This window comes from Micromonospora sp. NPDC049274 (genome assembly GCF_040678875.1).
Lineage (GTDB): Bacteria > Actinomycetota > Actinomycetes > Mycobacteriales > Micromonosporaceae > Micromonospora.
On record NZ_JBFAQS010000010.1, the window covers coordinates 35,210 to 61,673 of the forward strand.

General features: G+C 72.5%; 21 protein-coding genes and 1 pseudogene. 8 read left to right on the forward strand and 14 right to left on the reverse strand.

All coding sequences use genetic code 11. The annotated features are described in order from the left end of the window. Positions 1-18 precede the first annotated feature (18 nt). Positions 19-3,000: an ATP-binding protein gene (locus AB0K10_RS19770; protein WP_363685381.1), complete on the reverse strand. Its 2,982-nt coding sequence runs from the start codon at positions 2,998-3,000 to the stop codon at positions 19-21. A 205-nt stretch (positions 3,001-3,205) separates the two neighbouring features. Here AB0K10_RS19770 and AB0K10_RS19775 point away from each other — a divergent pair, with 205 nt between their 5' ends. Beyond that, positions 3,206-4,963 carry a M28 family peptidase gene (locus tag AB0K10_RS19775; RefSeq protein ID WP_363685383.1) on the forward strand — a complete coding sequence of 586 codons (1,758 nt, stop codon included), beginning with the start codon at positions 3,206-3,208 and terminating at the stop codon, positions 4,961-4,963. A 125-nt stretch (positions 4,964-5,088) separates the two neighbouring features. Beyond that, positions 5,089-5,595, forward strand: a complete 507-nt coding sequence (locus AB0K10_RS19780) for a hypothetical protein (RefSeq protein WP_363685385.1) — start codon at positions 5,089-5,091, stop codon at positions 5,593-5,595. Positions 5,596-5,701: 106 nt separating this feature from the next. On the opposite strand, the gene AB0K10_RS19785 is transcribed toward AB0K10_RS19780, so the two are convergent. After that, complete coding sequence (locus tag AB0K10_RS19785; protein WP_363685387.1) at positions 5,702-6,400, reverse strand: SDR family oxidoreductase; 699 nt, start codon at positions 6,398-6,400, stop codon at positions 5,702-5,704. Between the two features lie 207 nt (positions 6,401-6,607). Between AB0K10_RS19785 and htpG the strand changes: the two genes are divergently transcribed. Continuing rightward, on the forward strand, positions 6,608-8,524 hold the full coding sequence (gene htpG, locus AB0K10_RS19790) for a molecular chaperone HtpG (protein ID WP_363685388.1): 1,917 nt from the start codon (positions 6,608-6,610) through the stop codon (positions 8,522-8,524). A gap of 55 nt (positions 8,525-8,579) precedes the next feature. Here the strand turns inward: htpG and AB0K10_RS19795 are convergent, their stop codons facing one another. Then, complete coding sequence (locus AB0K10_RS19795) at positions 8,580-9,233, reverse strand: response regulator transcription factor (RefSeq protein ID WP_363685389.1); 654 nt, start codon at positions 9,231-9,233, stop codon at positions 8,580-8,582. 55 nt (positions 9,234-9,288) lie between these two features. Further along, positions 9,289-10,437, reverse strand: a complete 1,149-nt coding sequence (locus tag AB0K10_RS19800) for a histidine kinase (RefSeq protein ID WP_363685390.1) — start codon at positions 10,435-10,437, stop codon at positions 9,289-9,291. A 109-nt stretch (positions 10,438-10,546) separates the two neighbouring features. Between AB0K10_RS19800 and AB0K10_RS19805 the strand changes: the two genes are divergently transcribed. After that, positions 10,547-11,977, forward strand: a complete 1,431-nt coding sequence (locus AB0K10_RS19805; protein ID WP_363685391.1) for a nitrilase-related carbon-nitrogen hydrolase — start codon at positions 10,547-10,549, stop codon at positions 11,975-11,977. Positions 11,978-12,308: 331 nt separating this feature from the next. Here AB0K10_RS19805 and AB0K10_RS19810 read toward each other — a convergent pair whose 3' ends face one another. The 3 genes from AB0K10_RS19810 to AB0K10_RS19820 form a co-directional block, all read right to left on the reverse strand. After that, positions 12,309-12,671, reverse strand: a complete 363-nt coding sequence (locus AB0K10_RS19810; protein ID WP_363685392.1) for a hypothetical protein — start codon at positions 12,669-12,671, stop codon at positions 12,309-12,311. A gap of 114 nt (positions 12,672-12,785) precedes the next feature. Further along, entirely contained in the window at positions 12,786-13,973 is a 1,188-nt protein-coding gene (dinB, locus tag AB0K10_RS19815; RefSeq protein ID WP_363685394.1) for a DNA polymerase IV, read from the reverse strand. 57 nt (positions 13,974-14,030) lie between these two features. Continuing rightward, positions 14,031-14,468 carry a VOC family protein gene (locus AB0K10_RS19820; protein WP_266245222.1) on the reverse strand — a complete coding sequence of 146 codons (438 nt, stop codon included), beginning with the start codon at positions 14,466-14,468 and terminating at the stop codon, positions 14,031-14,033. Positions 14,469-14,562: 94 nt separating this feature from the next. On the opposite strand from AB0K10_RS19820, the gene AB0K10_RS19825 reads away from it, so the two are divergent. After that, a complete protein-coding gene (locus tag AB0K10_RS19825) occupies positions 14,563-15,537 on the forward strand; it encodes a YafY family protein (RefSeq protein WP_363685396.1) in 975 nt (324 codons plus the stop codon). Here the strand turns inward: AB0K10_RS19825 and AB0K10_RS19830 are convergent. The 4 genes from AB0K10_RS19830 to AB0K10_RS19845 form a co-directional block, all read right to left on the reverse strand. Continuing rightward, a complete protein-coding gene (locus AB0K10_RS19830) occupies positions 15,432-16,010 on the reverse strand; it encodes a GNAT family N-acetyltransferase (protein WP_363685398.1) in 579 nt (192 codons plus the stop codon). The two genes, AB0K10_RS19825 and AB0K10_RS19830, sit on opposite strands and share 106 nt — an antisense overlap. Beyond that, positions 16,007-16,603: an N-acetyltransferase gene (locus AB0K10_RS19835; RefSeq protein ID WP_363685400.1), complete on the reverse strand. Its 597-nt coding sequence runs from the start codon at positions 16,601-16,603 to the stop codon at positions 16,007-16,009. The genes AB0K10_RS19830 and AB0K10_RS19835 overlap by 4 nt, the downstream gene beginning before the upstream one ends. Positions 16,604-17,119: 516 nt before the next feature. After that, positions 17,120-18,694 (reverse strand): FMN-binding glutamate synthase family protein, encoded by a 1,575-nt coding sequence (locus tag AB0K10_RS19840; RefSeq protein WP_363685402.1) that lies wholly within the window; start codon positions 18,692-18,694, stop codon positions 17,120-17,122. Between the two features lie 145 nt (positions 18,695-18,839). After that, the gene (locus AB0K10_RS19845; RefSeq protein ID WP_363685404.1) at positions 18,840-19,970 is read right to left on the reverse strand and encodes an N-acetylmuramoyl-L-alanine amidase; all 1,131 of its coding nucleotides are present in this window, start codon (positions 19,968-19,970) and stop codon (positions 18,840-18,842) included. Positions 19,971-20,215: 245 nt separating this feature from the next. Between AB0K10_RS19845 and AB0K10_RS19850 the strand changes: the two are divergent. The 3 genes and pseudogenes from AB0K10_RS19850 to AB0K10_RS19860 all read left to right on the forward strand — a co-directional run. Beyond that, positions 20,216-20,857, forward strand: a pseudogene (locus tag AB0K10_RS19850) (hypothetical protein); the annotation flags it as partial. A gap of 836 nt (positions 20,858-21,693) precedes the next feature. After that, positions 21,694-23,019 carry an MFS transporter gene (locus tag AB0K10_RS19855; RefSeq protein ID WP_363685406.1) on the forward strand — a complete coding sequence of 442 codons (1,326 nt, stop codon included), beginning with the start codon at positions 21,694-21,696 and terminating at the stop codon, positions 23,017-23,019. A 74-nt stretch (positions 23,020-23,093) separates the two neighbouring features. Further along, positions 23,094-23,822 carry a metalloregulator ArsR/SmtB family transcription factor gene (locus tag AB0K10_RS19860; protein WP_363685407.1) on the forward strand — a complete coding sequence of 243 codons (729 nt, stop codon included), beginning with the start codon at positions 23,094-23,096 and terminating at the stop codon, positions 23,820-23,822. A 189-nt stretch (positions 23,823-24,011) separates the two neighbouring features. Here AB0K10_RS19860 and AB0K10_RS19865 read toward each other — a convergent pair whose 3' ends face one another. The 3 genes from AB0K10_RS19865 to AB0K10_RS19875 all read right to left on the reverse strand — a co-directional run bounded on the left by AB0K10_RS19865 (position 24,012) and on the right by AB0K10_RS19875 (position 26,425). After that, positions 24,012-24,431 carry a YchJ family protein gene (locus AB0K10_RS19865; RefSeq protein ID WP_363685409.1) on the reverse strand — a complete coding sequence of 140 codons (420 nt, stop codon included), beginning with the start codon at positions 24,429-24,431 and terminating at the stop codon, positions 24,012-24,014. A gap of 37 nt (positions 24,432-24,468) precedes the next feature. Continuing rightward, the gene (locus AB0K10_RS19870) at positions 24,469-25,239 is read right to left on the reverse strand and encodes an SGNH/GDSL hydrolase family protein (RefSeq protein ID WP_363685741.1); all 771 of its coding nucleotides are present in this window, start codon (positions 25,237-25,239) and stop codon (positions 24,469-24,471) included. A gap of 79 nt (positions 25,240-25,318) precedes the next feature. Continuing rightward, the gene (locus AB0K10_RS19875; RefSeq protein WP_363685411.1) at positions 25,319-26,425 is read right to left on the reverse strand and encodes a magnesium and cobalt transport protein CorA; all 1,107 of its coding nucleotides are present in this window, start codon (positions 26,423-26,425) and stop codon (positions 25,319-25,321) included. Positions 26,426-26,464 lie beyond the last annotated feature (39 nt).

A 26,464-nucleotide genomic window follows, 5' to 3' on the forward strand; every position in this document is an offset into this window, starting at 1 on the left:
GACGCCGGCGGCGGTGAATCAGGCCGGATCGGTCAGCCTGCGCTCGATGGTCACCGTCGTGCCCTCGCCGGTGGAGACCAGTCGTACGTCGCCGTAGGCGTTCATCAACAGCGCGCCCCGGCCCCGGTCCATGGCCGGCCGGCGGTCCCGCCAGGTGCCGAAGTCGCGCACCGAGATCCGGACCCGGTCGCCACCGACCTGGAGCCGGACCCGCACCTCGGGGCGACTGGGTCGTTGTGCGTGCTCGACGGCGTTGTTCATCGCCTCCGACGCGGCGAGCAGCAGATCCTCCAACACGTCCGCGTGGACGTCCACCTCGGCCAACGCCAGCCGGACGTCGTGACGCATGGCGGCCGCCGAGGTGGACACCGACGGGTACGTCCATTCCACCGCCAGGGTGTCGCCGAGCCCGCCGTCGGCCGTGCCGACCGCGGACGCGCCGGCCAGTCCGCCGCCGGCCGGTCCCGGGTTGGCCGGTGCCCTGTTGGCCGGTCCCGGGTCGGCCGGCTCGGCGGCGGCCCTCTTCCCGTTGGCCGGTCCCGCGTCGGCCGGCTCGGCGGCGGAGCGCACGGCGGGCGCGCTCCCGGTGGGCTCCGCCGCTGGCGGAGCGGGCGCGCCGGCGGTGACCCCGGCGGTTCGCCTCGGCCCCGGGGCGTCGACCGTGCTCGGGCTGTCGTCGGCGGCCGGTCGGGTGGCATCTTCGCCGGCCGGTGCGGCGGGGTCGTCGCCGGCCGGTGCGGCGGGGTCGTCGCCGGACGGGTCGGTGCGGGCACGGCGGATGGCGGTCCGGATGCGGGCGATCAGCTCCGCGGCGGCGAACGGCTTCACCAGGTAGTCGTCGGCGCCGAGGCTGAGACCCACCACGCTGGCCTCCTCGCCCGCCCGCGCGGAGAGCACCAACACGGGCAGCGCCCGGGTCGCCGGGTCCGCGCGCAGGCGACGGACCAGGTCGAAGCCGTCCAGCACCGGCATCATCACGTCGGTGAGCACGAGGTCCGGCGGCTCCCGGTGGATCGCGTCGAGGGCCTGCCGGCCGTCGGTGACCGACCGCACCCGCCAACCCTGAGCGGCGAGCAGCCGACTCAGGTACGCGCGCATGTCGCTGTTGTCGTCGGCCACCAGGATCCGGGCGCCTGCCAGCTCGTCGGTGGCCGGGCCGGGAGCCACGGCGGGCTCGGCGACGCCGCCGGCCGGGTCGGTCAGCCAGCCCACCGCCTCCGCGACGGCGGCGCGGGCCGCGCCTCCATGTCCGTTGGACGCTGGCCCGGCCGTTGTCGTACGCCGCGCCGCCGACCACGGCAGGGCCACGGTGAAGGTGGTGCCCGCACCCACCTTGCTGGTCACCCGGACCTCGCCGCCCTCCAGCCGGGCCAGCTCGTGCACCAGGGCCAGGCCGATGCCGGTGCCCTCGTGACTGCGCGAGCGCGCGCCCTGCACCCGGTGGAAGCGCTCGAAGAGCTTCGGCAGGTCCGCCTCGGAGATCCCGATTCCGGTGTCGGCGACGGTGAGTCGTACCTCGTCGTGGTCGGCGTGCACCGCGATCCGGATGCGGCCGAGGAACGTGTACTTCAGGGCGTTTGACAGCAGGTTGGTGACGATGCGTTCCCAGTTGACCGGGTCGACGGTGACCGGCCGGGGTAGCGGCGGGCAGTCGACCTCCAGGGCAAGGCCGGCCCGTTCGACGGCGGCCCGGAAGACGCTTGCCAACTCGGCGGTGAGGGCGGCAAGGTCGACCTCGCGGGCATCGCTGCGAGCCTGGCCCGCCTCCAGGCTGGAGAAGGTGAGCAGGCTGTTGACAAGGGTCAACAGCCGGGTGGCGTTGCGCCAGGCGGTCTCGACCCGCTCCCGCTGCGCAGGCGCCAGCGGCGCGCCGGTGTCGGCGAGCGCGTCGGCGAGCGGCCCGAGCATGAGGGTCAGCGGAGTACGGAACTCGTGGCTGACGTTGGTGAAGAAGGTGGTCTTCACCCGATCCAGCTCGGCCAACGTCTCGGCCCGGCGCCGCTCCTGCTCGTACTCCTTCGCGTTGCGGACCGCCACGGAGACCTGTTGGGTGAGCAACTGGTAGAAGGAGCGGTAGGCCTCGTCCAGCTCCCGGTTGGGGCTCACGCCGGCCAGCAGGACGCCGAGCGGCTGGTCGTCGGCGGCCGAGGGCAGTGGCAGCGCCAGCGCGGTGCGGGTGGGATCGCCCCACGGGCCGGCGGGCACGGGCAGTCGGTCCGCGATGCCTGTCACGTCGACGGCTCGACCCTGCGCGGCGTCCGCCAGCGCCCAGGCGCGGGCCGCCGGGCTGGGGTCGGCCATGTCGACGACGTCCGGCAGCGCCCCGGCCACCGTGGGGGCACCGCCCGTGCGGGCCGTCCGACGCAGCACCGCGCCGTCACGTAGGTAGATCGCGGCGAACGGCACGTCCAGCGGGTGGCCGCCGATCGCGTCGATCAGCCGGGCGCAGGTGGCGTCGACGTCGACGGTGCGCCCGTCGCCGCGCAGGCTCAGGTCGCGCAGCAGTCGCAGTCGCCGTTCGCCGACGACCTGCTCGGTGACCTCGCTGCACACCGTCAGCACGCCGACGGTGCGGCCGTCGTCGTCGCGGGCCGGGGCGTGCGAGACGCTGAAGTACGCCTCCTCGCGGTAGCCGGCGCGCTCCAGCAGGAGTTGCAGAGCGGGCACCCAACTGGCCACCCCTGTCGTCATGGCCTGCTCGATCAGGGGGGCGAGGACGTCCCAGCCCTCGGCCAGGGTCACCCGCACGTCGTCGCCGAGCGCGGCGGGGTGCTTGTCGCCGATCAGCGCGGAGTACGCGTCGTTGTAGAGCTGGGAGAGGCGCTCGCCCCAGAGCAGGAGCATGGGGTAACGGGAGGAGAGCACCACCCGCACGGCGGAACGCAGGCTCTGCGGCCAGCTCGACACCGCGCCCAGCGGGGTGTCGGCCCAGTCCAGTTCCGCCATCAGCCGACCGGTGTCGCCCCCGTCGTCGAACAGGTCGGTGCGGGGTCGTGTCACGCTCGACCCGGCCTCATCGCAAGCCCCCCGTTCCGGGCCCGACGACCCCTGCTGGCGTTACCTACCCATCCTGGCACCTCTACTCACCTGTGCCGACGCCGGTACCCATCGTCGAACCGGCGGGGGTTCGGGACGAACGTCCGATGCCGAAGACATAGATCTCTGTAAGTGTCTCGGTTATCCCTCCAACCCCCGAGGAGCCCCCATGAGAGGCAGAACGCTGAGCGCGGGAATCGCGCTCGCCGTGTTCGCCGGGATGACGGTGACGCTGGCCGCCCAGCCGGTGAGCGCGTCACCCTCCGCCGCGACGACAGCGACCCGGCCGACCGCCGGGTCCGCCGCCGTCCTGGCGGCGCCGGACATCTCCGTCACCAATGTCCAGGCGCACCTGACCCAGTTCAACTCCATCGCCAGCAGCAACGGCGGCAACCGGCGGGCCGGCTCGGCCGGCTACACCGCCTCGGTCAGCTACGTGAAGAGCAGGCTCCAGGCGGCCGGCTACACCGTCAGCGAGCAGACCTGCTCCAGCTGCACGTACCCCTCGAACAACCTCATCGCCGAGTGGCCCGGCGGTCCGGCCGACCAGGTGGTCATGTTCGGCGCCCACCTGGACAGCGTCTCGGCCGGCCCGGGCATCAACGACAACGCCTCCGGTTCGGCCACCCTGCTGGAGAACGCGCTGGTCCTCGCCGCGCAGAACCCGACAATGACGAAGAAGGTGCGCTTCGCCTGGTGGACCGACGAGGAGCAGGGGCTCAACGGCTCCCGGTTCTACGTCAACTCGCTCTCCAGCACCCAGCGCGGCTACATCAAGGGCTACTACAACTTCGACATGGTCGGCTCGACGAACGGTGGCTACTTCATCAACCGGGTCAGCTCCACGACGGCGGCGCCGCTGAAGGCGTACTGGGACTCGTTGGGGCTGCAACCGGAGGAGAACGTCGAGGGTCAGGGCCGCTCCGACGACTACTACTTCCAGCAGGCCGGCATCCCCACCTCCGGGTACGCCGCGGGCGCGAGCGCCCGCAAGAGCAGCAGCCAGGCGGCCAAGTGGGGCGGCACCGCCAACGCCGCCTACGACTCGTGCTACCACCGTTCCTGCGACACCACCGCCAACGTCAGTGCCACGGTGCTGAACCGGGCGGCCGACGGCGTCGCGTACGCGCTCTGGCAACTCGCCGTGGGCAGTGGCACCCCGACCAACGACTTCTCCGTGGCGGTGAGCCCCACCGCCCGTACCGTCGCCCGGGGCGCCAGCACCACCGCCACCGTCACCACCGCGACCACCTCGGGCTCGGCGCAGACGGTCAGCCTCACCGCCTCGGGCGCGCCCAGCGGGGTGAGCATCTCCTTCAGCCCGTCATCCGTGACGTCCGGTGGGTCGGCCACGCTGACCCTGACCGCGTCGGCCAGCGCGGCGACGGGCACCGTCACGGTCACGGTCACCGGCACCGGATCGGTCACCCGCACCGCGAGCCTCACCCTCACGGTGACCGGCACCGGTGGCTGCGCCGGCGGGCAGGTGGTCGGCAACGGTGGCTTCGAGAGCGGCAGCACGCCGTGGACCGCCAGCTCCGGCGTGATCACCAATGACAGCGGCCAGCCTGCCCGGACCGGGTCGTACAAGGCGTGGCTCGACGGGTACGGCGGCAGCCACACCGACACCCTGTCCCAGTCGGTGACCATCCCGGCCGGCTGCGCCAGCTACACGCTGTCGTTCTGGCTGCACATCGACACGGCCGAGACCACCACCTCCACGGCGTACGACAAGCTCGTCGTGCAGGTGGGTTCGACCACTGTGGCGACGTACTCGAACCTCAACGCCGCCACCGGCTACGCCCAGCGCACGGTGAACGTGGCCGGGTTCGCCGGGCAGACGGTGACAGTGAAGTTCACCGGCACCGAGGACTCGTCGTTGCAGACCAGCTTCGTGATCGACGACGTGACACTGCAGGCGAGCTGAGGAGACGTCGGGTGGGGGCACGGGCCCCCACCCGACGTCTAGTCACGGGTGTCTATCTCTGGTAGAAATCTTTCAAGGCCGGCCCCTGATTCGCAGAATTCCGCCCCCACGCGAACGGGAGTCCCATGTCACACACCCGATCCACCCTGCGCCGCCGCGTGCGCACGCTGCTCGTGGCCACCCTCGCCACGGTCGGCGCCACCTTCGGCCTGGCCGCCCCGGCCTTCGCGATCAGCCACTCCAGCGCCACCTCGCAGCTGCGCGCCGCCGGCATCTCCTGGACCTCAAGCGGCAACTGCAGCGACCGCAACGTGGCCACCTGCACCTCGTTCGACGGCGTCCGGCAGGCCACCATCGACGGCATCATCACCTTCAAGCGGGCCAGCGGCTGCGCGGTCACCATCACCGCCGGCACCGAGGTCGGGCACGCCGGGGGCACCTACAGCCACTGGACCGGTTACAAGCTGGACATCGCGTTGAGCACCTGCATCCAGAACTACATCTCGGCGAACTACACCTATGTCGGCTACATCGCAGGCTTCGGTTACCAGTACCGGGCGGCCTCGGGCAACCTCTACACCAAGGAGGGCAGCCACTGGGACATCCTCTTCTACAGCTGCGGTGGCTGCTGAGCGACGGATGACGGGCCGGGGGCGTGGAGGGAGCTGACCGCGTACCCGAGGATGGGCCGCCGCCGGGATCCCGGCGGCGGCCCGATCACGGCCGTGGCGTCGCGGCTCAGGGAAGCTGCGGGTAGAGCGCGGCGACCCCGCCGGCGAGCCCGGCCTGCACCTGCCGGCTGGTGTCGTCGGTGACGATCTCGTACGCGTCGGCCTCGATGCCGTCGATGCCGATCCGGGCGATCACCGCCGGGTCGGACTTCGCGGCGGTGACCCCGGCGGTCATGTCGGTGTCCATGTAGCCGACGTGCAGGCCGGACACCCGGACGCCCCGCTCGGCGAGCTGGACGCGCAGCGCGTTGGTCATCGCCCACTCGGCCGACTTCGCGGCGCCGTACGCCCCGACGTTCGGGAAGTTGACCCAGGACAGCGCGGAGAGCACGTTGAGGATCGTGCCGCCGCCGTTGCCGGTGATGACCGGCGCGAACGCGCGGATCATCGACAGGTTGCCGAGGTAGTGGGTCTCCAGCTCCAGCCGGACGAGCTTCAGGTCGCCGTCGAGGAGATCGGTGCCGGTCTCGATGCCGGCGTTGTTGATCAGCAGGTTCACGTCGCCGGCGAGCTGCGCGGCGGCGGCCACCGAGGCGGGGTCGGTGATGTCGAGGCGCACGGGCGTGACGCCGGGCAGGTCGACGCTGTCGGGGTTGCGGGCGCCGGCGTAGACCGTCGCGCCCCGGGCGACGAGTTCGGCGGCCAGGTGTCGGCCGAAGCCCCGGTTGGCGCCGGTGACGAGGGCCGTGCTTCCAGCGATCTTCATGGGAGTGCTCCAGGTTCGTGGTCGGTGCGGCGCGACGGTGCTTCGCCGATCGGAACGTTATCCAGCTGACTTCTGTTGAGCAAAGTCAGCTATGTCACGCCCGCGCATTCCGCGGATCGGGAATACGACCGGACGCGGGCACGACGGCGCCGGTGACGACTCGTATCCTTTGCGCGAACCTCCGCACGAGCCGAGAAGGGAGACGGTGTGAGCAACCAGGCCGAGACGTTGGAGTTCCAGGCCGAGGCGCGTCAGCTCCTCCAGTTGGTGGTCCACTCGATCTATTCGAACAAGGACGTCTTCCTGCGGGAACTCATCTCGAACGCGTCCGACGCCCTGGACAAGCTGCGGCTGGCGACGCTCGTCGACAAGGATCTCGTCGCCGACACCGACGACCTGCACGTCGCCATCGAGGTCGACCGGGACGCCCGCACGCTTACCGTCCGGGACAACGGCATCGGGATGACCCGCGACGAGGTGGTCCGGCTGATCGGTACGATCGCCAAATCCGGCACCGCCGAGCTGCTGCGCCAGCTGCGCGAGTCCGCCGACGCCCGCGCCTCGCAGGACCTGATCGGGCAGTTCGGCGTCGGCTTCTACGCCGCGTTCATGGTCGCCGACCGGGTCACCCTGCTGACCCGCAAGGCCGGCGAGACCGGCGGCACCCGCTGGGAGTCCACCGGCGAGGGCACCTACTCGATCGAGGCGGTCGACGAGGCACCCCAGGGCACCACGGTCACCCTGCACCTCAAGCCGGTCGACACCGAGGACAACCTGCACGACTACACCGCCGAGTGGACCGTCCGCGAGATCGTCAAGCGCTACTCCGACTTCATCGCGTGGCCGATCCGGATGAGCGTCGAGCGTCCGGGCGCCGACGGTGAGGCCGCCACCAGCGAGGTGCAGACCCTCAACTCGATGAAGGCGCTCTGGGCGCGGCCGCGCGACGAGGTCGACGCCGCCGAGTACAACGAGTTCTACAAGCACGTCAGCCACGACTGGGCCGACCCGCTCGAGGTCGTGCACATGAAGGGCGAGGGCACCTTCGAGTACGAGGCGCTGCTGTTCCTGCCCAGCCACGCCCCGCTGGACCTGTTCTCCCCGCAGGGCCGCCGCGGCGTCCAGCTCTACGTCAAGCGCGTGTTCATCATGGACGACTGCGAGGCGCTGGTCCCCACCTACCTGCGCTTCGTCAAGGGCGTCGTCGACGCGCACGACCTGTCGCTGAACATCTCCCGCGAGATCCTCCAGCAGGACCGCCAGATCCAGATCGTCCGCCGTCGCCTCGTCAAGAAGGTCCTCGCCACGGTCAAGGACCTCAAGGGCAACCACCCCGAGCGCTACCGCACCTTTTGGACCGAGTTCGGCACGGTGGTCAAGGAAGGGCTGATCGACGACACCGACAACCGGGACTCCCTGCTGGAGATCCTGTCGGTCGCCTCCACCCACGACGCGGCGGAGCCCACCGACCTGGCCGGCTACGTCTCGCGGATGAAGGACGGCCAGAGCGACATCTGGTACGCCACCGGCGACTCCCGCGCCACCATCGAGAACTCCCCGCACCTGGAGGCGTTCCGGGCCAAGGGCCACGAGGTGCTGCTGCTCACCGACCCGGTCGACGAGGTGTGGGTCGAGCGTGTCGGCGAGTACGACGGCCGGCCGCTGCGCTCGATCGCCAAGGGCCAGGTCGACCTGGACACCGACGAGGAGAAGCAGCAGGCCGAGGCCGAGCGCGAGCAGCAGCGGCAGGAGTTCGCCGCGCTTGTGGAGTGGCTGGGCACGACCCTCGCCGACAGCGTTCGGGAGGTTCGCCTGTCGTCGCGGCTCACCACCTCACCGGCCTGCGTCGTGGGCGACGCGCACGACCTCACGCCGACGTTGGAGAAGATGTACCGGGCGATGGGACACGACGTCCCCTCGGCCAAGCGCATCCTGGAGATCAACCCCGGTCACCCGCTCGTCACCGGACTGCGCAAGGCCCACGAGCAGGGCGACTCCGCCGAAAACCTGACCGAGACCGCCGAGCTGCTGTACGGCCTGGCGGTGCTCGCCGAGGGCGGTGAGCTGGCCGACCCGGCCCGGTTCACCCGTACGCTCGCCGACCGGCTGGCGCGCACCCTCTAGCCGTACGACCTTCCGGCCGGCGGGCTCCGCACAGCGGACCCGCCGGCCGGTCCCGTCACTGGCCCGGAATCACCAGACCGGACTCGTAGGCGACCATCACCGCCTGGGCTCGGTCGCGCAAGTGGAGTTTGGCGAGCAGATTACCGACGTGCGTCTTCACCGTGTGCTCGCTCAGGTGGTGGTGAGCGGCGATCTCGGCGTTGGACAGACCGGCAGCGATCAGGCACAGCACGTCCGTCTCGCGAGCGGTAAGCGCGGTCACCGCGGCCGCCCGGGCCGGATCCGGGTGACCGCGCCTGTGCAGTTCGCCGATCACGCGTGCGGTGACGCCGGGGGCGAGCAACGCGTCGCCGGCGGCGACCACACGGACCGCGTTCACCAGGTCGGCTCGGGGGGCGTCCTTGAGCAGGAAACCGCTGGCCCCGGCGCGCAACGCCGCGTACAGGTAGTCGTCGGCGTCGAACATGGTCAGGGCGAGGACCCGGCTCGGCGTACGGGCGCAGACCTGCCGGGTGGCGGCGACGCCGTCGAGGACGGGCATCCGCATGTCCATCAGGACGACGTCGGGTCGGTGTTCGAGGGCGGCACGCACCGCGTGCGCGCCGTCGGCGGCCTCGGCGACCACCTCGATGTCCGGCTCGGCGCCGAGGATCGTCGCGAATCCGGCCCGGAACAGGTCCTGATCGTCGGCGAGCACGACGCGCAGCATCAGCGCGACACCACAGGCGTCGAAGGCCGCGGGGCGACAACGGCGACTCCCACCATCAGGCCACCGCCGGTGCCCGCAGGGGGAGGGTGGCGGTGACGATGAAGCCGTGGCCGTCCGCGGCGGGACCGGTGCGCAGGGTTCCACCGCAGGCCTGGGCGCGCTCGCGCATGCCGACGATCCCGTATCCGGGCCGGCCCGCGCCGGAGGCCCGATCGCCGTGACCGTCATCGGTGATCGACACGGTAAGCGCCTCAGCGGTGTGAGCCAGCAGGACGTGGACCGACAGTGCCCCGGCATGCCTGACCACATTGGTCAGGGACTCCTGCACGATCCGGTAGGCGGCGACCCCGACGTCCGCGGGCGGTTCGACGAGCGCCCCGGCCGGCGACCCGGACCGGACTCCGTCGACGGTCCCTGCCGGTGCGGACGCGACTGTGAGAACGGCGTCCAGCCCGGTGGCGCGGACGCGTTCGACGAGGGCGGTGAGGTGAGCCAGGCCTGGCTGGTCGAGTGGATGGTCGCCGGGCTCGTGCAGGCTGCCGACCGCGCGGCGGAGTTGGACGACCGCGTCGCGGCCGGTGGCGGCGATCGTGGCGAACGTGGCGTCGGCACGGTCCGGGTGGGGGCGGACCAGGAGCGGCCCCGCCTCCGCCTGAACGATCATGACACCGACCGCGTGGGTGAGGATGTCATGCAGGTCGTGGGCGATGCGGGCGCGCTCGCGCAACACGGCCGCCTCCCGCTCACCAGCGACGCGACGCTCGCGTTCGGCGAGGGCTGCGGCCTGGGTACGGCGCGCGCGGGCACTGGTGCCCAGGGCGTACGAGAAGATGTAGGCGACCGACAGGTAACGCAGCACCTCCACGTCCGGGTGCGGATGGAGCAGCGACACCACCAGGCCGGCCGCGGTGAGCACGATGCCGAGCAGGCGGATCGGCAGGGATGACCGCGCGGCGAACGTGTAGAGGCAGACGAGCGGGCCGACCGGCAGCAGCGGGGGTGCGCCGAGCGTGGCCGAGACGGTCGTGGCGACGCCCACGACGACGGCGACGGCAACCAGCGCGCGGTCCCGCCACAGCACCGGCACCGACGACAGGACCGCGAGCGGCAGCACCCACCAGGCGCGTGGCCCGCCGACCAGCGCGGGCAGCACGGTCGCGGCGACGGCGGCCACGGTGACGGCGAGATTGACGTACCGCTTCACCTCGGCAGTATCGTCCGGCGCGGCACTCCCGCGCCTCCCGCCACGGGACCAGATCGAACCCGGTTCGTACGGCGATCCGTCCCCGCCGTTCCGGCCGCACGATCGACGCATGATGACGATCGTCGCCGCCCTCCTCAGCGGCCTGCTCTGGCTCGGTGGTTCCGGGCTGCACCCCGTCGCCGCGCTGACCTGGCTCGCCCCGGTTCCGCTGGTCCTCGCCTCGCTGCGGGTACGTCCGCGTACCGCACTCGGCGCGACGCTCCTCGCCTGGTCGATCGGTCAGCTCGGCATGGTGGGGTACTACCTCGACACCCTGCGCCTACCGGTCCCCGCGGTGGCCGGTGTGTTCGGGCTCGGCCTCGGCCTGGCGGGCGGCACGGTCCTGCTCGCCCGGGAGTTGCTGTTGCGCGGGCGAACCGTGACCGCCGTGCTCGCCGTGCCGTCCCTGTGGGTGCTGGGTGAATACGGCGCGTCCCGCCTGTTCCCGCACGGTGCGTGGTGGAGCCTCGCCTACTCGCAGGCCGACATCCGGCCGGTCATCCAGGTGACCGCCCTCGCCGGCGTCTGGGGCGTCACCTACCTGCTGCTCGCCGTCCCGATCGCCCTCGCCGCCCTGCTCGGCGACGTACGGCGAACCCGCGTCAGTCGGCTCGGCAGCCTGCGCCCCGCCGTCGCCTGCCTGCTCGCCCTCCTGGTCGGCTCCGGCGCGTGGTCGGCCTGGTCGCTGAACCGTTCCCCGGAACCGGCCGCGCCGCTGACTGTCGGCCTGGTCGCCCTGCGGCAGCCCGAGGACGGACTCCCGATCGACGAATCGGCCGGCCGTGACCTGCTCACCCGCTATGCGCCGCGGGTCGCGAGCCTGGCCGACCGCGGGGCGCGCGTCGTCGTACTGCCGGAGAAGGTGTTCGCCGTGACGGATTCGACAGTGCTGCTGCTCGTGGACGCGCTCCGGCAGACCGAGGCCCGGGTGGTCGTCGGCGCGGTGCTCCGACGGGCCGGCACGGCGCACAACGTAGCGCTGGTGCTGGACCCGTCCGGGACGGTCACGACGTACACCAAACAGCATCTGATCCCCGGCCTGGAGGACTGGCTGACGCCTGGCGACGAGGCGCTCGTGGACGGGCGGTTCGGCGTCGCGATCTGCAAGGACCTCGACTATCCCGGCCTGGTCCGACGCTATCGGGCGGCCGGCGCGTCGGTGCTGCTCGTTCCCGCCCTGGACTTCACCGCCGACGGCTGGCTGCACAGCCGCATCGCCCTGGTGCGGGGTGTGGAGAACGGGCTCACAGTGGTCCGCGCCGCCGCGTCCGGCCGGCTCACGGTCACCGACGCCGGTGGCAGGCTGCGGGGCGAGGACAGTGCCGGTGACGCGGAGTTGCTGGTCAGAGCCGCTCCGACGACCGGTTGGCGCACGGTCTACTCGCGTACCGGGGATTGGTTGCCATTGCTGTCTGTTGCCCTGTTGGTCGTGGCTGTCGGCGGCGTGCGGCGGCGGTCCGCTACCGGTGGACAGCGGTCCACGATGGTCGCTGCATACTGAGCACGCGCCCGCAACAGCTGGAGGTGACGCCCCGCGTGGGCCGGTGAAGAACGTCGGGCGGCTCCGTCACGAAGTCCTCGACGAAGTCGACAGCGAAGTCGTCCACGTCCACCGCGCCGAAGGACCGCTCCACCCTGTCGCAGATCGTCGACAGCCACCGCCAGGCGGGCGGCTGGCAAGCCCTGTACGAGCGCAACCGGCAGCTGATCGGCGCCGACCCGGGCCTGATCTTCCCGGGTCAGCGGCTCGCTCTCTGACGTACGACACTCGAACGCTCGGCCGGGTCACCGGCCGAGCGTTCGGTCGTTCTACGGCCCCGGTCGGGGCGCGGTCACGCCGCGGCGGACGCCCTCGACCCCCGGCGCGACATCACCGCCGTGGCGTCGCGGTCCCAACGGGGGGCGGGTGCCGCCGCCTCGCCGGGCCAGCCCGTGCCGACACCGTCGCCGTCACCGCCGCTGGTCATCTCGACCGAGTCGGCAGTCCTGCGAGCCAGCCGCAGCGACTGCTCGGCACCCGCGCGAGCCGAGCACGGCCAGGACTGGCCGGCGCACTGGAGGTTGCGGCAGTGACCCTCGTCGTCGGACTCGTGGGCACTCAGCACGTCGACCGCCAGCTGCCAGAGCAGGGGGTCGGTCACGTCGTGCGGGCGTTCGGCGCGCCGGCTCGGTCGGTTGCTCGTGTCGTCGGACATGATGGCCCCCCTCGTCAGGCTGTTCCCTACAAGGGTCACCCGTGAGCCGGCGGCTAAACCGTCGACCTGCTGTGATGTGTCTCCGGTCGCAGCTGGCAGGGCCCCATACGTCGCTCAGTCCGGCAATAGCGGCATCTCGACGCCCGGGTCCCGGCCGAGGAGCACCGCCCGGGTGAGCGCCGCCGAGCCGAAGCGGTCGCGCACCGCGTCCACCGCGGCGTCCAGGTCGGCGCCGGTGTCGGCCTCGAACGGCAGTTCCGGCTGCACCGGGTTGTCGTCGAGGTTGCCCACCGAGACGCCGATCAGGGTGACGCCCCGCCGGTCGATCTCCGGCAACGCGGCCCGCAGCAGTGCCCGCGCGGCGGCCAGCAGCGGCGTGGTGTCCGCTGTCGCCTTGCCGATGGTGTGCGAGCGGGTGGCCCGGGTGTAGTCGCCGAAGCGCAGCCGCAGCACCACCGTGCGCCCGGACCGCCCGGCCGAGCGCATCCGACGGCTGACCCGGTCGACAAGGCCGGCCAGGATGGCGTCCAGCTCCGTCGGCGCGTGCGGGGTGCGACTCAACGCGTGCTGCGCGCCCATCGAGCCCCGGCGGCGGCCCACCTGCACCGACCGGGGGTCGCGGTTGTGGGCCAGGGCGTGCAGGTGCCGGCCGGCGCCCGCCCCGAGCAGGGACACCAGCGCGGCCTCGCCGAGCCGGGCCACCTCCCCGACGGTACGGATCCGACGTTCCCGCAGCTTCGCCGCGGTGACCGGGCCGACGCCCCAGAGCCGTTCCACAGGCAGCGGGTGCAGGAACGCCACCTCGGCGTCCGGGGCGACGACCAGCAGCCCGTCCGGCTTCGCCACCCCGCTGGCCACCTTCGCCAGGAACTTCGTCCGGGCGACGCCCACCGTGATCGGCAGGTGGACGCGCTCGCGGACCTCCCGGCGCAGCCTCTCGGCGATGTCGGCCGGTGCGCCGACCAGCCGCCGCAGGCCGCCCACGTCGAGGAACGCCTCATCGATGGAGAGCCCCTCGACCAGCGGGGTGGTCTGCCGGAAGATCTCGAACACCGCCCGGCTGGCCTGCGTGTACGCCGCCATCCGGGGCGGCACCACTATCGCGTCCGGGCACAGTCGGCGCGCCTGCTGGCCGCCCATCGCGCTGCGCACACCCCGCGCCTTCGCCTCGTAACTGGCGGCGAGCACCACGCCGCCGCCGACGATCACCGGCCGCCCCCGCAGGCGCGGGTCGTCGCGCTGCTCGACCGACGCGTAGAAGGCGTCCAGGTCGGCGTGCAGGATGTGGGCGCCGGTCGACACGAACACATGTTCGCACGGCGCCCGACCATCGCGGCAGTGAGCTGGGCGAACACCCGGTCAGTCGAGGCAGAACTCGTTGCCCTCGGGGTCGGCCAGCACGAGGTGACCGGCGCCGAGTGGGGGAGCGGGCTCGTGCCGTGCGAGACGGGTGGCGCCACGGGCGACGAGCCGTTCGGCCTCCGCCTCCAGCGCCGCCATCCGGTCGTCACCGGTGAGCCCGGGGGCGGCCCGCACATCGAGGTGTACGCGATTCTTGGCCTGCTTGCCCTCCGGCACCCGCTGGAAGAACAGACGCGGCCCCGCGCCCTTGGGGTCGACCACCGCCGACGCGTCGTTGCGGCGCTCCGGCGGTACGCCCATCGCGTCCAGCGCAGCCTCCCACGAGTCGAAGTCCCCGGGTGGGCCCTGCAACTCGTAGTCGAGGACGTCGGCCCAGAACGCCGCCAGGCTGGCCGGGTCGGCGGCGTCGAACGTTATCTGCACCTCGCGGGCCATGACAGCTCCCTCGTCTCCGGTCTGATTGGTCATGCTGCCACCCTCTCGTGGCTGGCGGACAGGATCGTTCCGCTATTAATGAAACGATCGGCGGGTGACGGTGGAGGCGACGACCGAGCGGGTGCTGCGGATGCTGACCCTTTTGCAGCGGCGGTCGTCGTGGACGGCCACCGAGCTCGCCGTCGAGCTGGGTGTGACCGACCGCTGCGTACGCCGCGACGTGCAACGGCTGCGCGCGCTCGGCTATCCCATCCACGCGTCGGCGGGCGTGGGCGGCGGCTATCAGCTCGGCGCGGGCACCCGGCTGCCGCCGCTGCTGCTCGACGACGAGGAGGCGATCGCCACCGCGGTTTCCCTGCGGCTGGCGTCGGGGGGCACGATCGCCGGGGCGGGCGAGGCGGCCCTGCGGGCACTGACGAAACTCGACCAGGTGATGCCGGCGCGGCTGCGGGCCGAGGTGCGAGCGGTGCACGGCTCGACGGACACGCTCATCGGCCCGGTGGTCGAGATCGACGCGGAACTGCTTGTGACACTCGCCCGCGCCTGTCGCGACGCGGTACGGGTGCGGTTCACCTACGCCGGCCGCGACGGCGGGGAGCGGGAGCGGACGGTCGAGCCGGTCCGGATGGTCACCACCGGCCGTCGCTGGTATCTGATGGCCTGGGACGTCGACCGCGACGACTGGCGTACGTTCCGCCTGGACCGGATGCGGGCCACGGTGGCCATGACCTGGCGCTTCCCGGCGCGCGACCATCCGGATCCGATCGCTTTCGTGCAGCGGTCAGTGACCGACGCGCCCTACCGCTATCTGGCCCGGGTGCGGGTGCACGCCCCACCCGAGCGCGTGCGGGAGGTGGTCCCGCCGCAGGTGGGGCGCGTCGAGGTCGGTGGTGACGGCTGGTGCGTGCTCGTCGTCGGCGGCGACAGTCTGGACTGGCTCGCCGCGCACATCGCCCGCCTTCCCTATGAGATGGAGGTGGTCGAACCCGCGGAGCTGCGCGAAGCCGCCGCACTGCTCGCCCGCCGTCTCGCGGCGATGGCCGGTTCGGCGTCCGAGCGCACGGTGTAACGCCGCAGCGACACAGGGCTGCCGTCCGGGGCGGTCCACGATGCCGTGCCGGTGCCCGTGCACCGCCATCCGGTCCGCTCGTAGAGGGCGACTGCCGCGGGACTGTCGGCGACCACCTCGAGCACCAGACCCAGCCCGCGCGCATCCGCCCAGTGCCGCGCCCGGCCCAGCAGAGCGGTACCCAGCGCCGACCCCCGAGCGGCCGGCGCCACGAAAAGGCGAGAGACCTCGGCGGTCGGCCCGACGGGCGGCTCCTCCGCCGGATCGGGCAGGCGACGTACCGCGACGTGTCCGACGATCGTTCCGGCGTCGACGGCGACCCAGGCGCGCGTCGGGTGCGGCTCGCGTAGCCAGCGGTGCGGGTCGGCGGGCCAGTTCAGCGGATAGCGGTCGAGCCGGTGGACGTCGGCGAGCGCCGCGACGCAGCCGTCGAGGTCGGCGGCACGGCGGCGGCGGACGCGCGGTGGGCTCACAGGTCGTCGAAGGGACGGGCGTAGCGGAACTCGCCACGGATCGACTCGCGCCACGCGGTCAGCGGGCGGGCCATGAAGTACCGCGGACCCCACGGCTGCGGCGGGGTGACGCCCAGTTCGACGGCGGGCCGGAACCCGAAGCGTGGGTAGTACTCGGGATGCCCGAGCAGCACCACGAGGGGTTCGTCGCGGGCCTCGGCCGCGCCGAGCACCGCGTGCATCAACGCCGTGCCCACGCCGCGCCGCTGCCAGCCGGGCAGCACGCCGAGCGGACCCAGGCCCAACGCCACCGACTCACCGCCCACCCGGCCGCGGGTGGCCACCACGTGCCCCACCACCTGGCCGTCCGAATCGATCGCCACCAGAGAGTACGCGGGCAGCCAGCCCTGATCGGCCCGCAGCGCGTCGACAAGCGTCGCCTCGACAGGCATTGCCCCGAGCGGCGTCGCCTTGGCGGGCGTCGCCGGGGCGCACGTCGCCTCGACAGGCGTCGCCTCGACCGGCGCGCCATCGCCCGTGGTCGTGGCGAAGGCGGCGGCGTGCACCGCCCGGATGGCGTCGACGTCGGCGGGCGTCTCGCGTCTGATCAGCACCGCGCCACGATACGGGTGTCTCCGGCAGCGGCTCTACGCGTTTCTCGACGGCGGTCAGCCGATGACGCAGCGTCGGCCGGGTCCTCATTCTCGGTCGGCTTCGTCGACTGTCGACAGCGGATGCTGCGTGTGACCCGATCCTCGTCCGACCCACGCGAGGCGGCCAGGAGGCATGTCGCGGCAACGGCATATACCTGTGAGTCATAGTTATGACTCACAGGTATATCGCTCGTCGGGTCGATGGCCCCGGGATCGGCCCACGTCGACCGCCGGGCCGAGTGCCGGGCCCCAACATCTAGCACCGCGCCGAGTGGCGGGCCGCGCCGAGTGCCGCGCCGGCGCCGGGCCGGGCCGCGCCAGGCCAAGCCGAGATGGGGTCGAGCGCTGCACCGGGCCGGGCTGGGCCGGATCGACCGCCGGGCCACGTCACGGCGAGGCCACGTCAGGGCCGGGCCACCTCTCAGGTCAGGCCGGCAAGGTAGCGGCCGTTACCCGGAGCGGCACGTTGCGCTGGGCTCAGCCGATGGCGGTGGCCGACGGAGGGGCGCTGCTGCCCCGGGGCACCTCCGGGGTCATCAACCGGATGATCTCCTTCTGGTCGGCCGGCGAGGGCAGACCCCAGTGCGGACGGTAGCCGTACACCTCGTGCAGTGGGGTGGAGCCGGTGCGGCCGTCCAGGATCTCCACGGCGTCCGTGCCGATCAGGCCGGGGTGTTCCACGCCGCACGCCTCGGCGACCTTGGTCAGGTCCCGGCGCAGCGTCTGCAGGTAGTTGGCGGCCCGGACGGACTTGAGCGTCGGGTCGAGGCCCCGGGCCAGCCACGCGTTCTGCGTCGCCACCCCGGTGGGACAGGTGTCGGTGTGGCACTTCTGCGCCTGGATGCAGCCGATCGACAGCATCGCCTCCCGGCCCACGTTGACCATGTCGCAGCCGAGCGCGAACGCCACGATGGCGTTGTCCGGAAGGCCGAGCTTGCCGCTGCCGACGAACACCACCTGCTCGTGCAGGTCGTGTTCGGCGAAGACCTTGTAAACCCGGGAGAAGCCCTGTTGGAACGGCAGCGACACCGAGTCGGTGAAGATGAGCGGCGCAGCCCCGGTCCCGCCCTCGCCGCCGTCGACGGTGACGAAGTCGACTCCCCGGCCGGTGTCCCGCATCAGGCTGGCCAGATCCTGCCAGAAGCTCAGGTCACCGACAGCCGACTTGATGCCGACGGGCAGGCCCGTCTCGGCGGCCAGCAGCTCCACCCAGTCGAGCAGGCTGTCACAGTCGGAGAACTCGGCGTGCCGCGACGGGCTGACGCAGTCCTGACCGGCCGGGATGCCCCGGGTGGCGGCGATCTCGGCGGACACCTTCGCCCCGGGCAGCAGCCCGCCGAGGCTCGGCTTGGCGCCCTGGCTCAGCTTGATCTCCAACGCCCTGACCGGTGCGCCGGCGACCAGGTCCTTCAGCCGGTCGAGGCTGAACCGGCCGTGCTCGTCGCGGCAGCCGAAGTACGCCGTGCCGAGCTGGAAGACCAGATCACCGCCGTTGCGGTGGTACGGCGACAGGCCACCCTCGCCGGTGTTCTGCAGGCACCCGGCGAGCGCGGCCCCCTTGTTGAGGGCGGTGATGGCGTTGCCGGAGAGCGAACCGAAGCTCATCCCGGAGATGTTGACCACCGACTCCGGACGAAAGGCACGTGCCCGCCCCCGCGCCGCCCCGAGCACCTTCGCGCACGGCAGCCGCACGTCGTGCCCGGCGGTCGGGGACGACGGCGGCACGGCTCGACCGAACGTGCGGTGCTTGATGATCGGGTAGCCGGGCGTGAACTCGATGTCGTTGTCCGTGCCGAAGCCGAAGTAGTTGTTCTCCTGCTTCGCCGAGGCGTACACCCAGCGGCGCTGGTCGCGGGTGAACGGGCGTTCCTCGTTGTTGCCGGCCACGATGTACTGCCGCAGCTCCGGCCCGACGGCCTCCAGCAGGTACCGAGCACGGCCCAGCACCGGGAAGTTGCGCAGCAGCGCGTGGTCGCGCTGGATCAGATCCCGCGCGGCGAGTGCCGCGACGGCGGCGGCGACTGCGGGTACGGCTCGACGGGCCCATCTCATGCCGGGCAACCTTTCCGCCCGCGCCGTCGCCCAAACCGCCGACGCTTCGACATTGTGCTGCTCAGGCGTGTGGCGCGTGCTGGTGACAGGCGTTCGCCCACGGCGGAGGCGGCCCGGTGTCATCCCGCGCCGCCTCCGGACGGGATCAGTGGTGCGTGAACGACTGTCGGACCGTGCCGCCGACGATCGTGCACCACGTGCTCGTGCTGAGCTTGCCGTTGCGGGGCAGCCCGTGCAGCGCCTGCAGGTCCTGCACGGCCCTGCGGGTGGCATGGTCGTACGCCCCGGTGACGGTGACCGCGTACCCCTTGGTCGCGAGGATCTCCTGGACGGCCGTGACCGGCGCGCCCACGGCGTGCTGGTCCAGCTCCGGCGCCAGGGTCTCCCAGGTGGGCGTGGTGAGCGTGGCGTCCACGTCCACGGCGATGCCGTTGCGGGCCTGCCAGTCCTGCACGGCGGCCACGGTCGCGGCGTCGAACGTGCCGCTGACCGTCACGGCGTAGCCACGGTAGGCCAGCAGGTGCTGCACCACCCGGACCGACGGCGAGTTGACGAACCGCCACAGGTCCGGCCAGCGGCGCGCCGGCACGTCACCCAGCTTGGTGCCGAGGGCCGCGTGGACCCGCCGCCGCAGAGCCGGGAACTGCCGATAGAAGGCCGCGCCCGGGCAGTCGGTGGTCCTGAAGTCCCAGTGGCCGAAGATGTCGTAAGCGTGCAGCCCGTACTGCCGGCAGATCGTCACACAGAGCTTGACCAGCGAGTCGGTCAGCGCCTCCGGCGGCGTCTCGGTGACGTAGGTACCCTCGTTCTCGATGCCGATGGCCCGGCCGTTCTCGCCCGGACAGTGCGCCGAGATCATCTGGCGGTCGCCCGCCTCGAGGCGTTCCAGGCTGCCCCGGCGGCCCTCCAGCACGTAGCCGCCACGGCTCACCGTGAAGTGCTGGCCGGTGTCCGACCAGCCGTTGCCGTCGATGTGCAGGTCCTGGCAGTCGTGGGCCAGCTTGACCGCCTGCTCGCGGGAGTAGTCGGTGACGTTCGGGAACGCCATGTGATGCACGATGATCTTGTTGGTGGCGATGGCGCTCACCGACAGCGGGTCCTTCGGCGGGCGGGCGGCCCACTCGTCGCAGCTGATGATCCAGTCCAGGTCGGTGCCGGGAGCGGCCTGCGCCGCGTCCGAAAAGGCGAGTTCGCTTCCGACGACGGCGACCGTGGCCGCGCCGAGACCGGCCCGCAGCAGCGTTCGGCGGTCCACTTCGGAATGGTCGACGTGCATGACATCTCCTCCTGCGGCCGACGGCGGGGGGATGAAAAGTAGCTCCAGTGGCCGCACGCACTCCGGAGAATATTGCCAAAGTTCGCCCGCGCGCTAGACCCTGCGGGATCGCGGGAGCACCGGGTTGCCGCGCCGCCATCCCTGATCGGCGGGACAGTCGCGAACCGGTAGGCGTTTCCGCCTGAGCGGGTGGGGGTAGGTCGGTGGCCTATCATTCCGGCTGCTCCGCGTGGAGGAACGACCATATGAGTGACAACGTCAGCGACGCGGTGGGCGACGCCCTTCGCTCGGTGATGCTCTTCCTGCCCAAGGCCGTCGCCTTCCTGGCGATCCTGGTGGCCGGTTGGCTGATCGCCAAGGCCGTACTGAAGATCGTGGAGAAGGTCCTCGAACGCGTGGGCTTCGACCGGGCCGTCGAGCGCGGCGGCATCCGCCGTGCCCTGAGCCGCTCCCGGTACGACGCCAGCGACATCGTGGCGAAGCTCGTCTACTACGGGGTGCTGCTGCTCACTCTGCAACTCGCCTTCGGTATCTGGGGGCCCAACCCGATCTCCGACCTGATCACCGCCGTGGTCGCGTGGTTGCCGCGCGCCTTCGTCGCGATCGTCATCGTGGTGGTCGCCGCCGCCATCGCCAACGCCGTCAAGGACATCATCAGCGGCGCGCTCGGCGGACTGTCGTACGGTCGGGTGCTGGCCGGTATCGCCTCGGTGTTCATCCTCGGCCTGGGCGTCATCGCGGCGCTCAACCAGATCGGCGTGGCCACGGCGGTCACCACCCCGGTGCTGATCGCCGTGCTGGCCACCGTGGGCGGCATCCTCGTCGTCGGCGTGGGCGGGGGCCTCATCCGTCCGATGCAGGGTCGCTGGGAGGCGTGGCTGACCCGCGCGGAGCAGGAGTCGGCGCTGATCGCCTCGCACGCCCGCGCCTACCACGCCAGCCGCCGCGAGGCCGAGGCCGAGGCGGAACTGGCCCGTTCGGCGACCACCCGCCCCGACCCGGTGGCCACCCCCGCGCCGGCCCGATCGACGGACCCCGAGGCCACGCAGGTGGTGACCCGCCCGACCGACCCGGAAGCCACCCAGGTGACGGCCCGTCCTGTCGACGCGGATGCCACGCAGGTGGTGACCCGCCCGGCCGACGCGGATGCCACGCAGGTGGTGACCCGCCCGGCCGACGCGGATGCCACGCAGGTGGTGACCCGCCCGGCCGACCCGGACGCCACGCAGGTGGTGCGGTCGTCGACCGAGGACACGACGCAGCTGGTCGCCGGGGACGCGCCCGCCGTCACCGTCCCGGCCCGGGAGAGCGCCGAGGACACCACTCAGGTGGTCGCCCGTCCGGCCGACCCGGACGCGACGCAGGTGGTGGGCACCGGCCGGGAGGCCGACACGACCCAGGTGATCAGCGGTGGCACCGTTCCCGGGCAGCGCACCGGCGACGACAGCGAGGCGACGACTGTCATCCCGCCGGTGGACCCGAACCGGCGCTGAACCGCAGCACGACAACGGGGCGGGATCCGGCCGATCCCGCCCCGTCCCCGTGGCGCCGGCACGCCGAAAGCGCTGGCCGGCACGCCGAAAGCGCTGGCCGGGCACGATGACGCCGGTCTAGCATCGCCGACATGACCTGGCGACATTGATCCGACGCCGTAGGCCGCACCCGTGGGCCGCCACGGACACCGCACGTCCGGTGTCCGTCTCCACTCCCACGGGAAGGCCCCATGACCCACCTCGCCTCGCGCGCGCCCGACCCGGCGGTCCGCCGGCTGTCGACGACCCTCTACGGGTACGCGTTCCTCAGTGACCTCGTCCTGCTCTATCCGCTGTACGTCGTCCTCTTCGCCGACACCGGCCTGTCGGTGGGGCAGATCTCGTCGCTCTTCGTCATCTGGTCGGCCGCCGGCATCCTGTTCGAGGTGCCGTCCGGCGCGTGGGCCGACGTGGTGTCGCGCCGGCTGCTGCTGTGCCTCGCCCCGCTGGTGACGGCCGGCGGCTACGCGCTCTGGGTGCTGGTGCCGTCGTACCCGGCCTTCGCGGTGGGGTTCCTGTTGTGGGGCGCGGGCGGGGCACTGGTCTCCGGCGCTCTCGAGGCGCTGGTCTGGACCGAGCTGGATCGGCTCGGCGCCGTCGGACGGTACGCCCGGGTGCTCGGTCGGGCCCGGACGGCGGGCGTGCTCGGCGTGGTGGTCACCGGGGTGCTGGCCGGGCCGGTGCTCGCCGTCGGCGGATACTCGGCGGTCGGCGTGGCCAGCGTGCTCGCCTGCCTGCTCGCCACCGCCGTCGCGACCCGCTTCCCCGAACACCGCCGGCCGCCCGGCACGCCACCGTCGCTCCCCGCCCACGAACCGGCGTCGGCCGCGCATGAACCGGCGTCGGCCGCGCATGAACCGGCGTCTGTCGTGTCGCCCGCCGTCGCGCTGGCGGGCGACCGTCCGCCGGAGATCGGGTCGGACGACGACATCGATCTGACCTGGTGGGACACGCTGCGGGAAGGCGTGACGCAGGTCCGGACACGGCCCCCCGTGCGAGCTGCCGTGCTGCTGGTCGCGGTGGTGGCCGCCGACTGGGGCGCGCTGGACGAGTACACCCCACTGCTGGCCGTGGACACCGGTGTCGGCGCGCGGGCCGTACCGCTGCTGCTCCTGCTGCTGTGGGCCGGCGTGACAATCGGTGGGCTGCTCGCCCCGGCGGGGGAGCGGCTGGGCCGCCGGGGTTATGCCGCACTGCTCGGCCTGGTCGCCGTCACGCTGGCCGGGGGTGCTCTCGTCCGGCACCCGGCCGGTTTCGTGCTGCTCGCGGTGGCGTTCGGTGCCGCCCAACTGGCCACCGTGCTGGCCGACGCGCGGTTGCAGGCGCGGATCACCGGCAACAGTCGGGCCACCGTCACCTCGCTGGCCGGCATGGCCACCGACCTGCTGATCATCGGGACGTACGCCGGCTACGGTCTCGTCGCCACGGCGGCCGGCAACGCGGTGGCGTTCGCGGTGGTGGCCGGGGCGTACGTCGTCGTGGCGCTGGTGTTGCTGGTCCGCCGGCGAAGCGCGTGACCTGGGCCACCTGTGCGTAGAGTTATGTCGGAAATCGTTGACGTGTCGGGAAGCTCCGACGCATCATTGCCGACGTGCCCGACGACGACCTCTTCCTCGCCCTGGCGAACCCGGTCCGCCGACGGCTGCTGGAAATCCTCACCGACGGTCCCCGGACGGCCGGCGACCTCGCCGCCAGCTTCGAGCTGAGCCGACCGGCCGTCGCCGAGCACCTGCAGATCCTGCGGCGGGCCGGGCTGGTTCACGACCAGCCCGCCGGACGACAACGGCACTACCACCTGACCGCCGAGCCACTCGCCCAGGTGGGCGACTGGCTCCATCCATTCGAGCGGTTCTGGCGTCATCGCCTCCGCACCCTTGCCGATCTGCTCCAGGAGGAACCCGTGACCGAAACCGCCACCATCGCCGTCGACCAGTTCATCGCCGCCGCGCCGTCGAAGGTCTGGCGCAGCCTTACCGAGCCCGAGTTGCTCGCCCGGTGGTGGGTGCCCGGGGACGTGGCCGCCGTGGTCGGCCACCGCTTCCACCTGCAGATGCCCGGCTGGGGCGCGGTCGCCTGCGAGGTCGTCGAGGTCGAGCCCGAGCGGCGCCTGGTCTACACCTTCAACGAGAACTGGACGCTGACCTGGCGGCTGGTCCCCGAGGGCACCGGCACTCGTCTGTTCCTGGACCATTCGGGATTCGACCTCGACGACCCGCGGAGTCGCGACGCCTTCGCTCGAATGGGGCCGGGTTGGCGTGACACGATCGTGCCCGCGCTCGGCCGTGTGGCGGCCGACCTGGCGGACGAGTCGGGCGTGTAACGGCGGGATCCCCGGCGGTGGGCCTCGTCGACCCGCTCGCGGCTCTCGGCCGACAACCCCACGATGACCTCCCGGCTGGTCGCCGGGTCCGTGGCGGGCACACCCGTCTCCGGACGCTGACCCGGGCCTTCGACTCGCCGACCGCGTCGAAGCCGACGACGATCCGGGTGGGACCGGCCCGCGCAGGAGTCAGATTTGGTCGCCGTCGAGGTAGACCCAGCGGCCGTCCTCGCGGACGAACCGGCTGTGTTCGGTAAGCGTCCCCGGCCGGCCCGCCTCCCGGTAGTGGGCGTGGAACGTCACAGTGCCGGTGGCGTCGAGCAGACCGCCGCGCTCGGTCTCGGCGATCTCCAGCCGGGTCCACCGCTGCCCCGGGGTCAGTTCCAGCCGCGCGGGCCGGGTCGACGAGTGCCAACTGCGCAGCAGGTAGTCGGCGTCGCCGAGGGCGAAGGCGCTGAACCGGGAGCGCATCAGCGCCTCGGCTGTCGGCGCCTGGGCGGTGCCGCCGTGGACCGGTGAGCAGCAGTCGGCGTACGCCTGGCCGGAGCCGCACGGGCAGACCCGTCCGGCCGTCGCGTTCGCCCGCCGGCCACCCGTACCCCTGCCCATCCCGCCATCCTGCCGCACCGCCGGGCGGCCCCGGCCGTCAGCCCTCCAGCGGCACCGGCAGCGGAACCGGTCGTTTCGCGATCCGGTCGTCCCCGGAGGACCGGCCCCGCAGGTGCCGGGCCACCCAGGGCAGCAGGTGCCGGCGGGCCCAGGCCAGCTCGGCGCCGAGCACCTCGGCACGACGCCGCAGCGGCGCCGGCGGCAGCGGCGCCGTCCAGGAGTCGTCGAACCCGGGCAGACCCGCGGTGTACGCCAGGGCGGCGGCGATCCGCGCGTGCCCGGCGCTGTTGGCGTGCAGCCGGTCGTCGCTCCACAGCCTCGGATCGGAGGCGACGGGATGCGCGCCGAGGTCGAGCAGCGTGGCCCCGGTCTGCGCGGTGGCCGCCCGCAGGGCCTCGTTGAGCGCCAGCATCCGGCCCCGCAGCGGCCGGGCCAGCGGCATCACCGGCGCCGGGTCCGGCATGGTGAACGTCAGGACGGTGGCGCCCTGCCCGACGAGCGCCCGCTGCATCGCCGCGACGTCCTCGGCGACCTGGGCCGCGTCGAAGGAGGGGCGCAGCACGTCGTTCATGCCGGCGACCACGGTGGCCAGGTCGGGGGCGAGATCGAGGGCCGGCTGGAGCTGCTCGGCGCGGATCAGCGCGGTGGTCCGGCCGCGGATGGCCAGGTTCGCGTACTCCAGGCCGCCCTGGGAGCGCGCTACCGCCAGGGCGAACCGGTCGGCCCAGCCCCGGTAGCCGCCGGCGCCGTCCGGATCGTCGAGCCCCTCGGTGGTGCTGTCACCGATCGCCACGTACCGCTGCCACATCACCCGGGCGAGGTTAGCCCCCGCCCGACACGTGCCGACCGCTGACCCGGCAGACCTCCGTACACGATCGCGGGGAGGGTCAGAGCCAGCCGGAGCGGCGGAACAGGCGGTACAGGGCCAGGGCGATCGCCGCCATCAGGGTCAGGGCGCCGGCGTAGCCGTAGCGCCAGGCCAGCTCGGGCATGTGCTCGAAGTTCATGCCGTAGAGGCCGGCGATGCCGGTCTGGGTGGCCGCGATGGCCGCCCACGCGGCGATCTTGCGCATGTCGTTGTTCTGCTCGACGGCGAGTTGCGCCAACCGGGACTGCACGATCGAGGTGAGCAGGTCGTCGTACGCGGCCACCCGGTCCACCGCCCGCGCCAACCGGCCGTCCACGTCCACGAACCAGCGGTGCAGGGCGCGCGGCGGTCCGTCGGTGTCCGGGTCGAGGAGTGTCCGTACGGGCGTCTGGAGGGGGAGCACGGCCCGCTTGAACTCCACCACCTCCCGTTTGAGCTGGTAGATGTGCTGGATGTCGGCCGAGCGGTCGCGGGCGAACACCGCCTCCTCGACCCGCTCCAGGTCCCGCTCCACGTGCCCGGCCACCTCCAGGTACGTGTCGACCATCCGGGCGCAGACCGCGTACGCCACCGCCCAGGGTCCGGCGGCCAGCAGCGCGGGGCGGCGCTCGATGTCGGCGCGGACGTCGCGCAGCGCCCCGGCGGCGCCGTGCCGCACGGTGATGGCGAACCGATCGCCGAGCAGGACCATCACGTCGCCGGTGTCGATCACCTCGGAGGTGTCGGTCAGCTCGGCGTGCTCCACGTACCCCGCGGTACGCAGCACCAGGAGGGTGACCGGCCCGTTCCGCTGCATCGTGGGCCGGTGCCCGTCGGCGAGCGCCTGCTCGACGGTCAGCTCGTCGAGGCCGAAGGTGCGGCCCACGGCGGCGAGCACCGCCGGGCCGGGCTCGTGCAGTCCCAGCCAGACGAAGGCGTCGCGGCCGCGCCGGGCACGGGCGTACGCGTCGGCGTAGTGCGGCCGGCCCGGCTCCCGTCGACCGTTGACGTAGACGGCGCAGTCGACAACGGCGTCCGGATTGGACCGGCGAGGGGTGGGGGAGTCGGCGTCGGGGCGGCCGAGCAGCCATCGGGCCAGGGCGCGTACGCCACGACCGGCCCGGTCCCGTACCGCTCGCTGATCCACGCGTGCCTCCCCGCCGCCGGCGCCCCCGATCAGGGATGG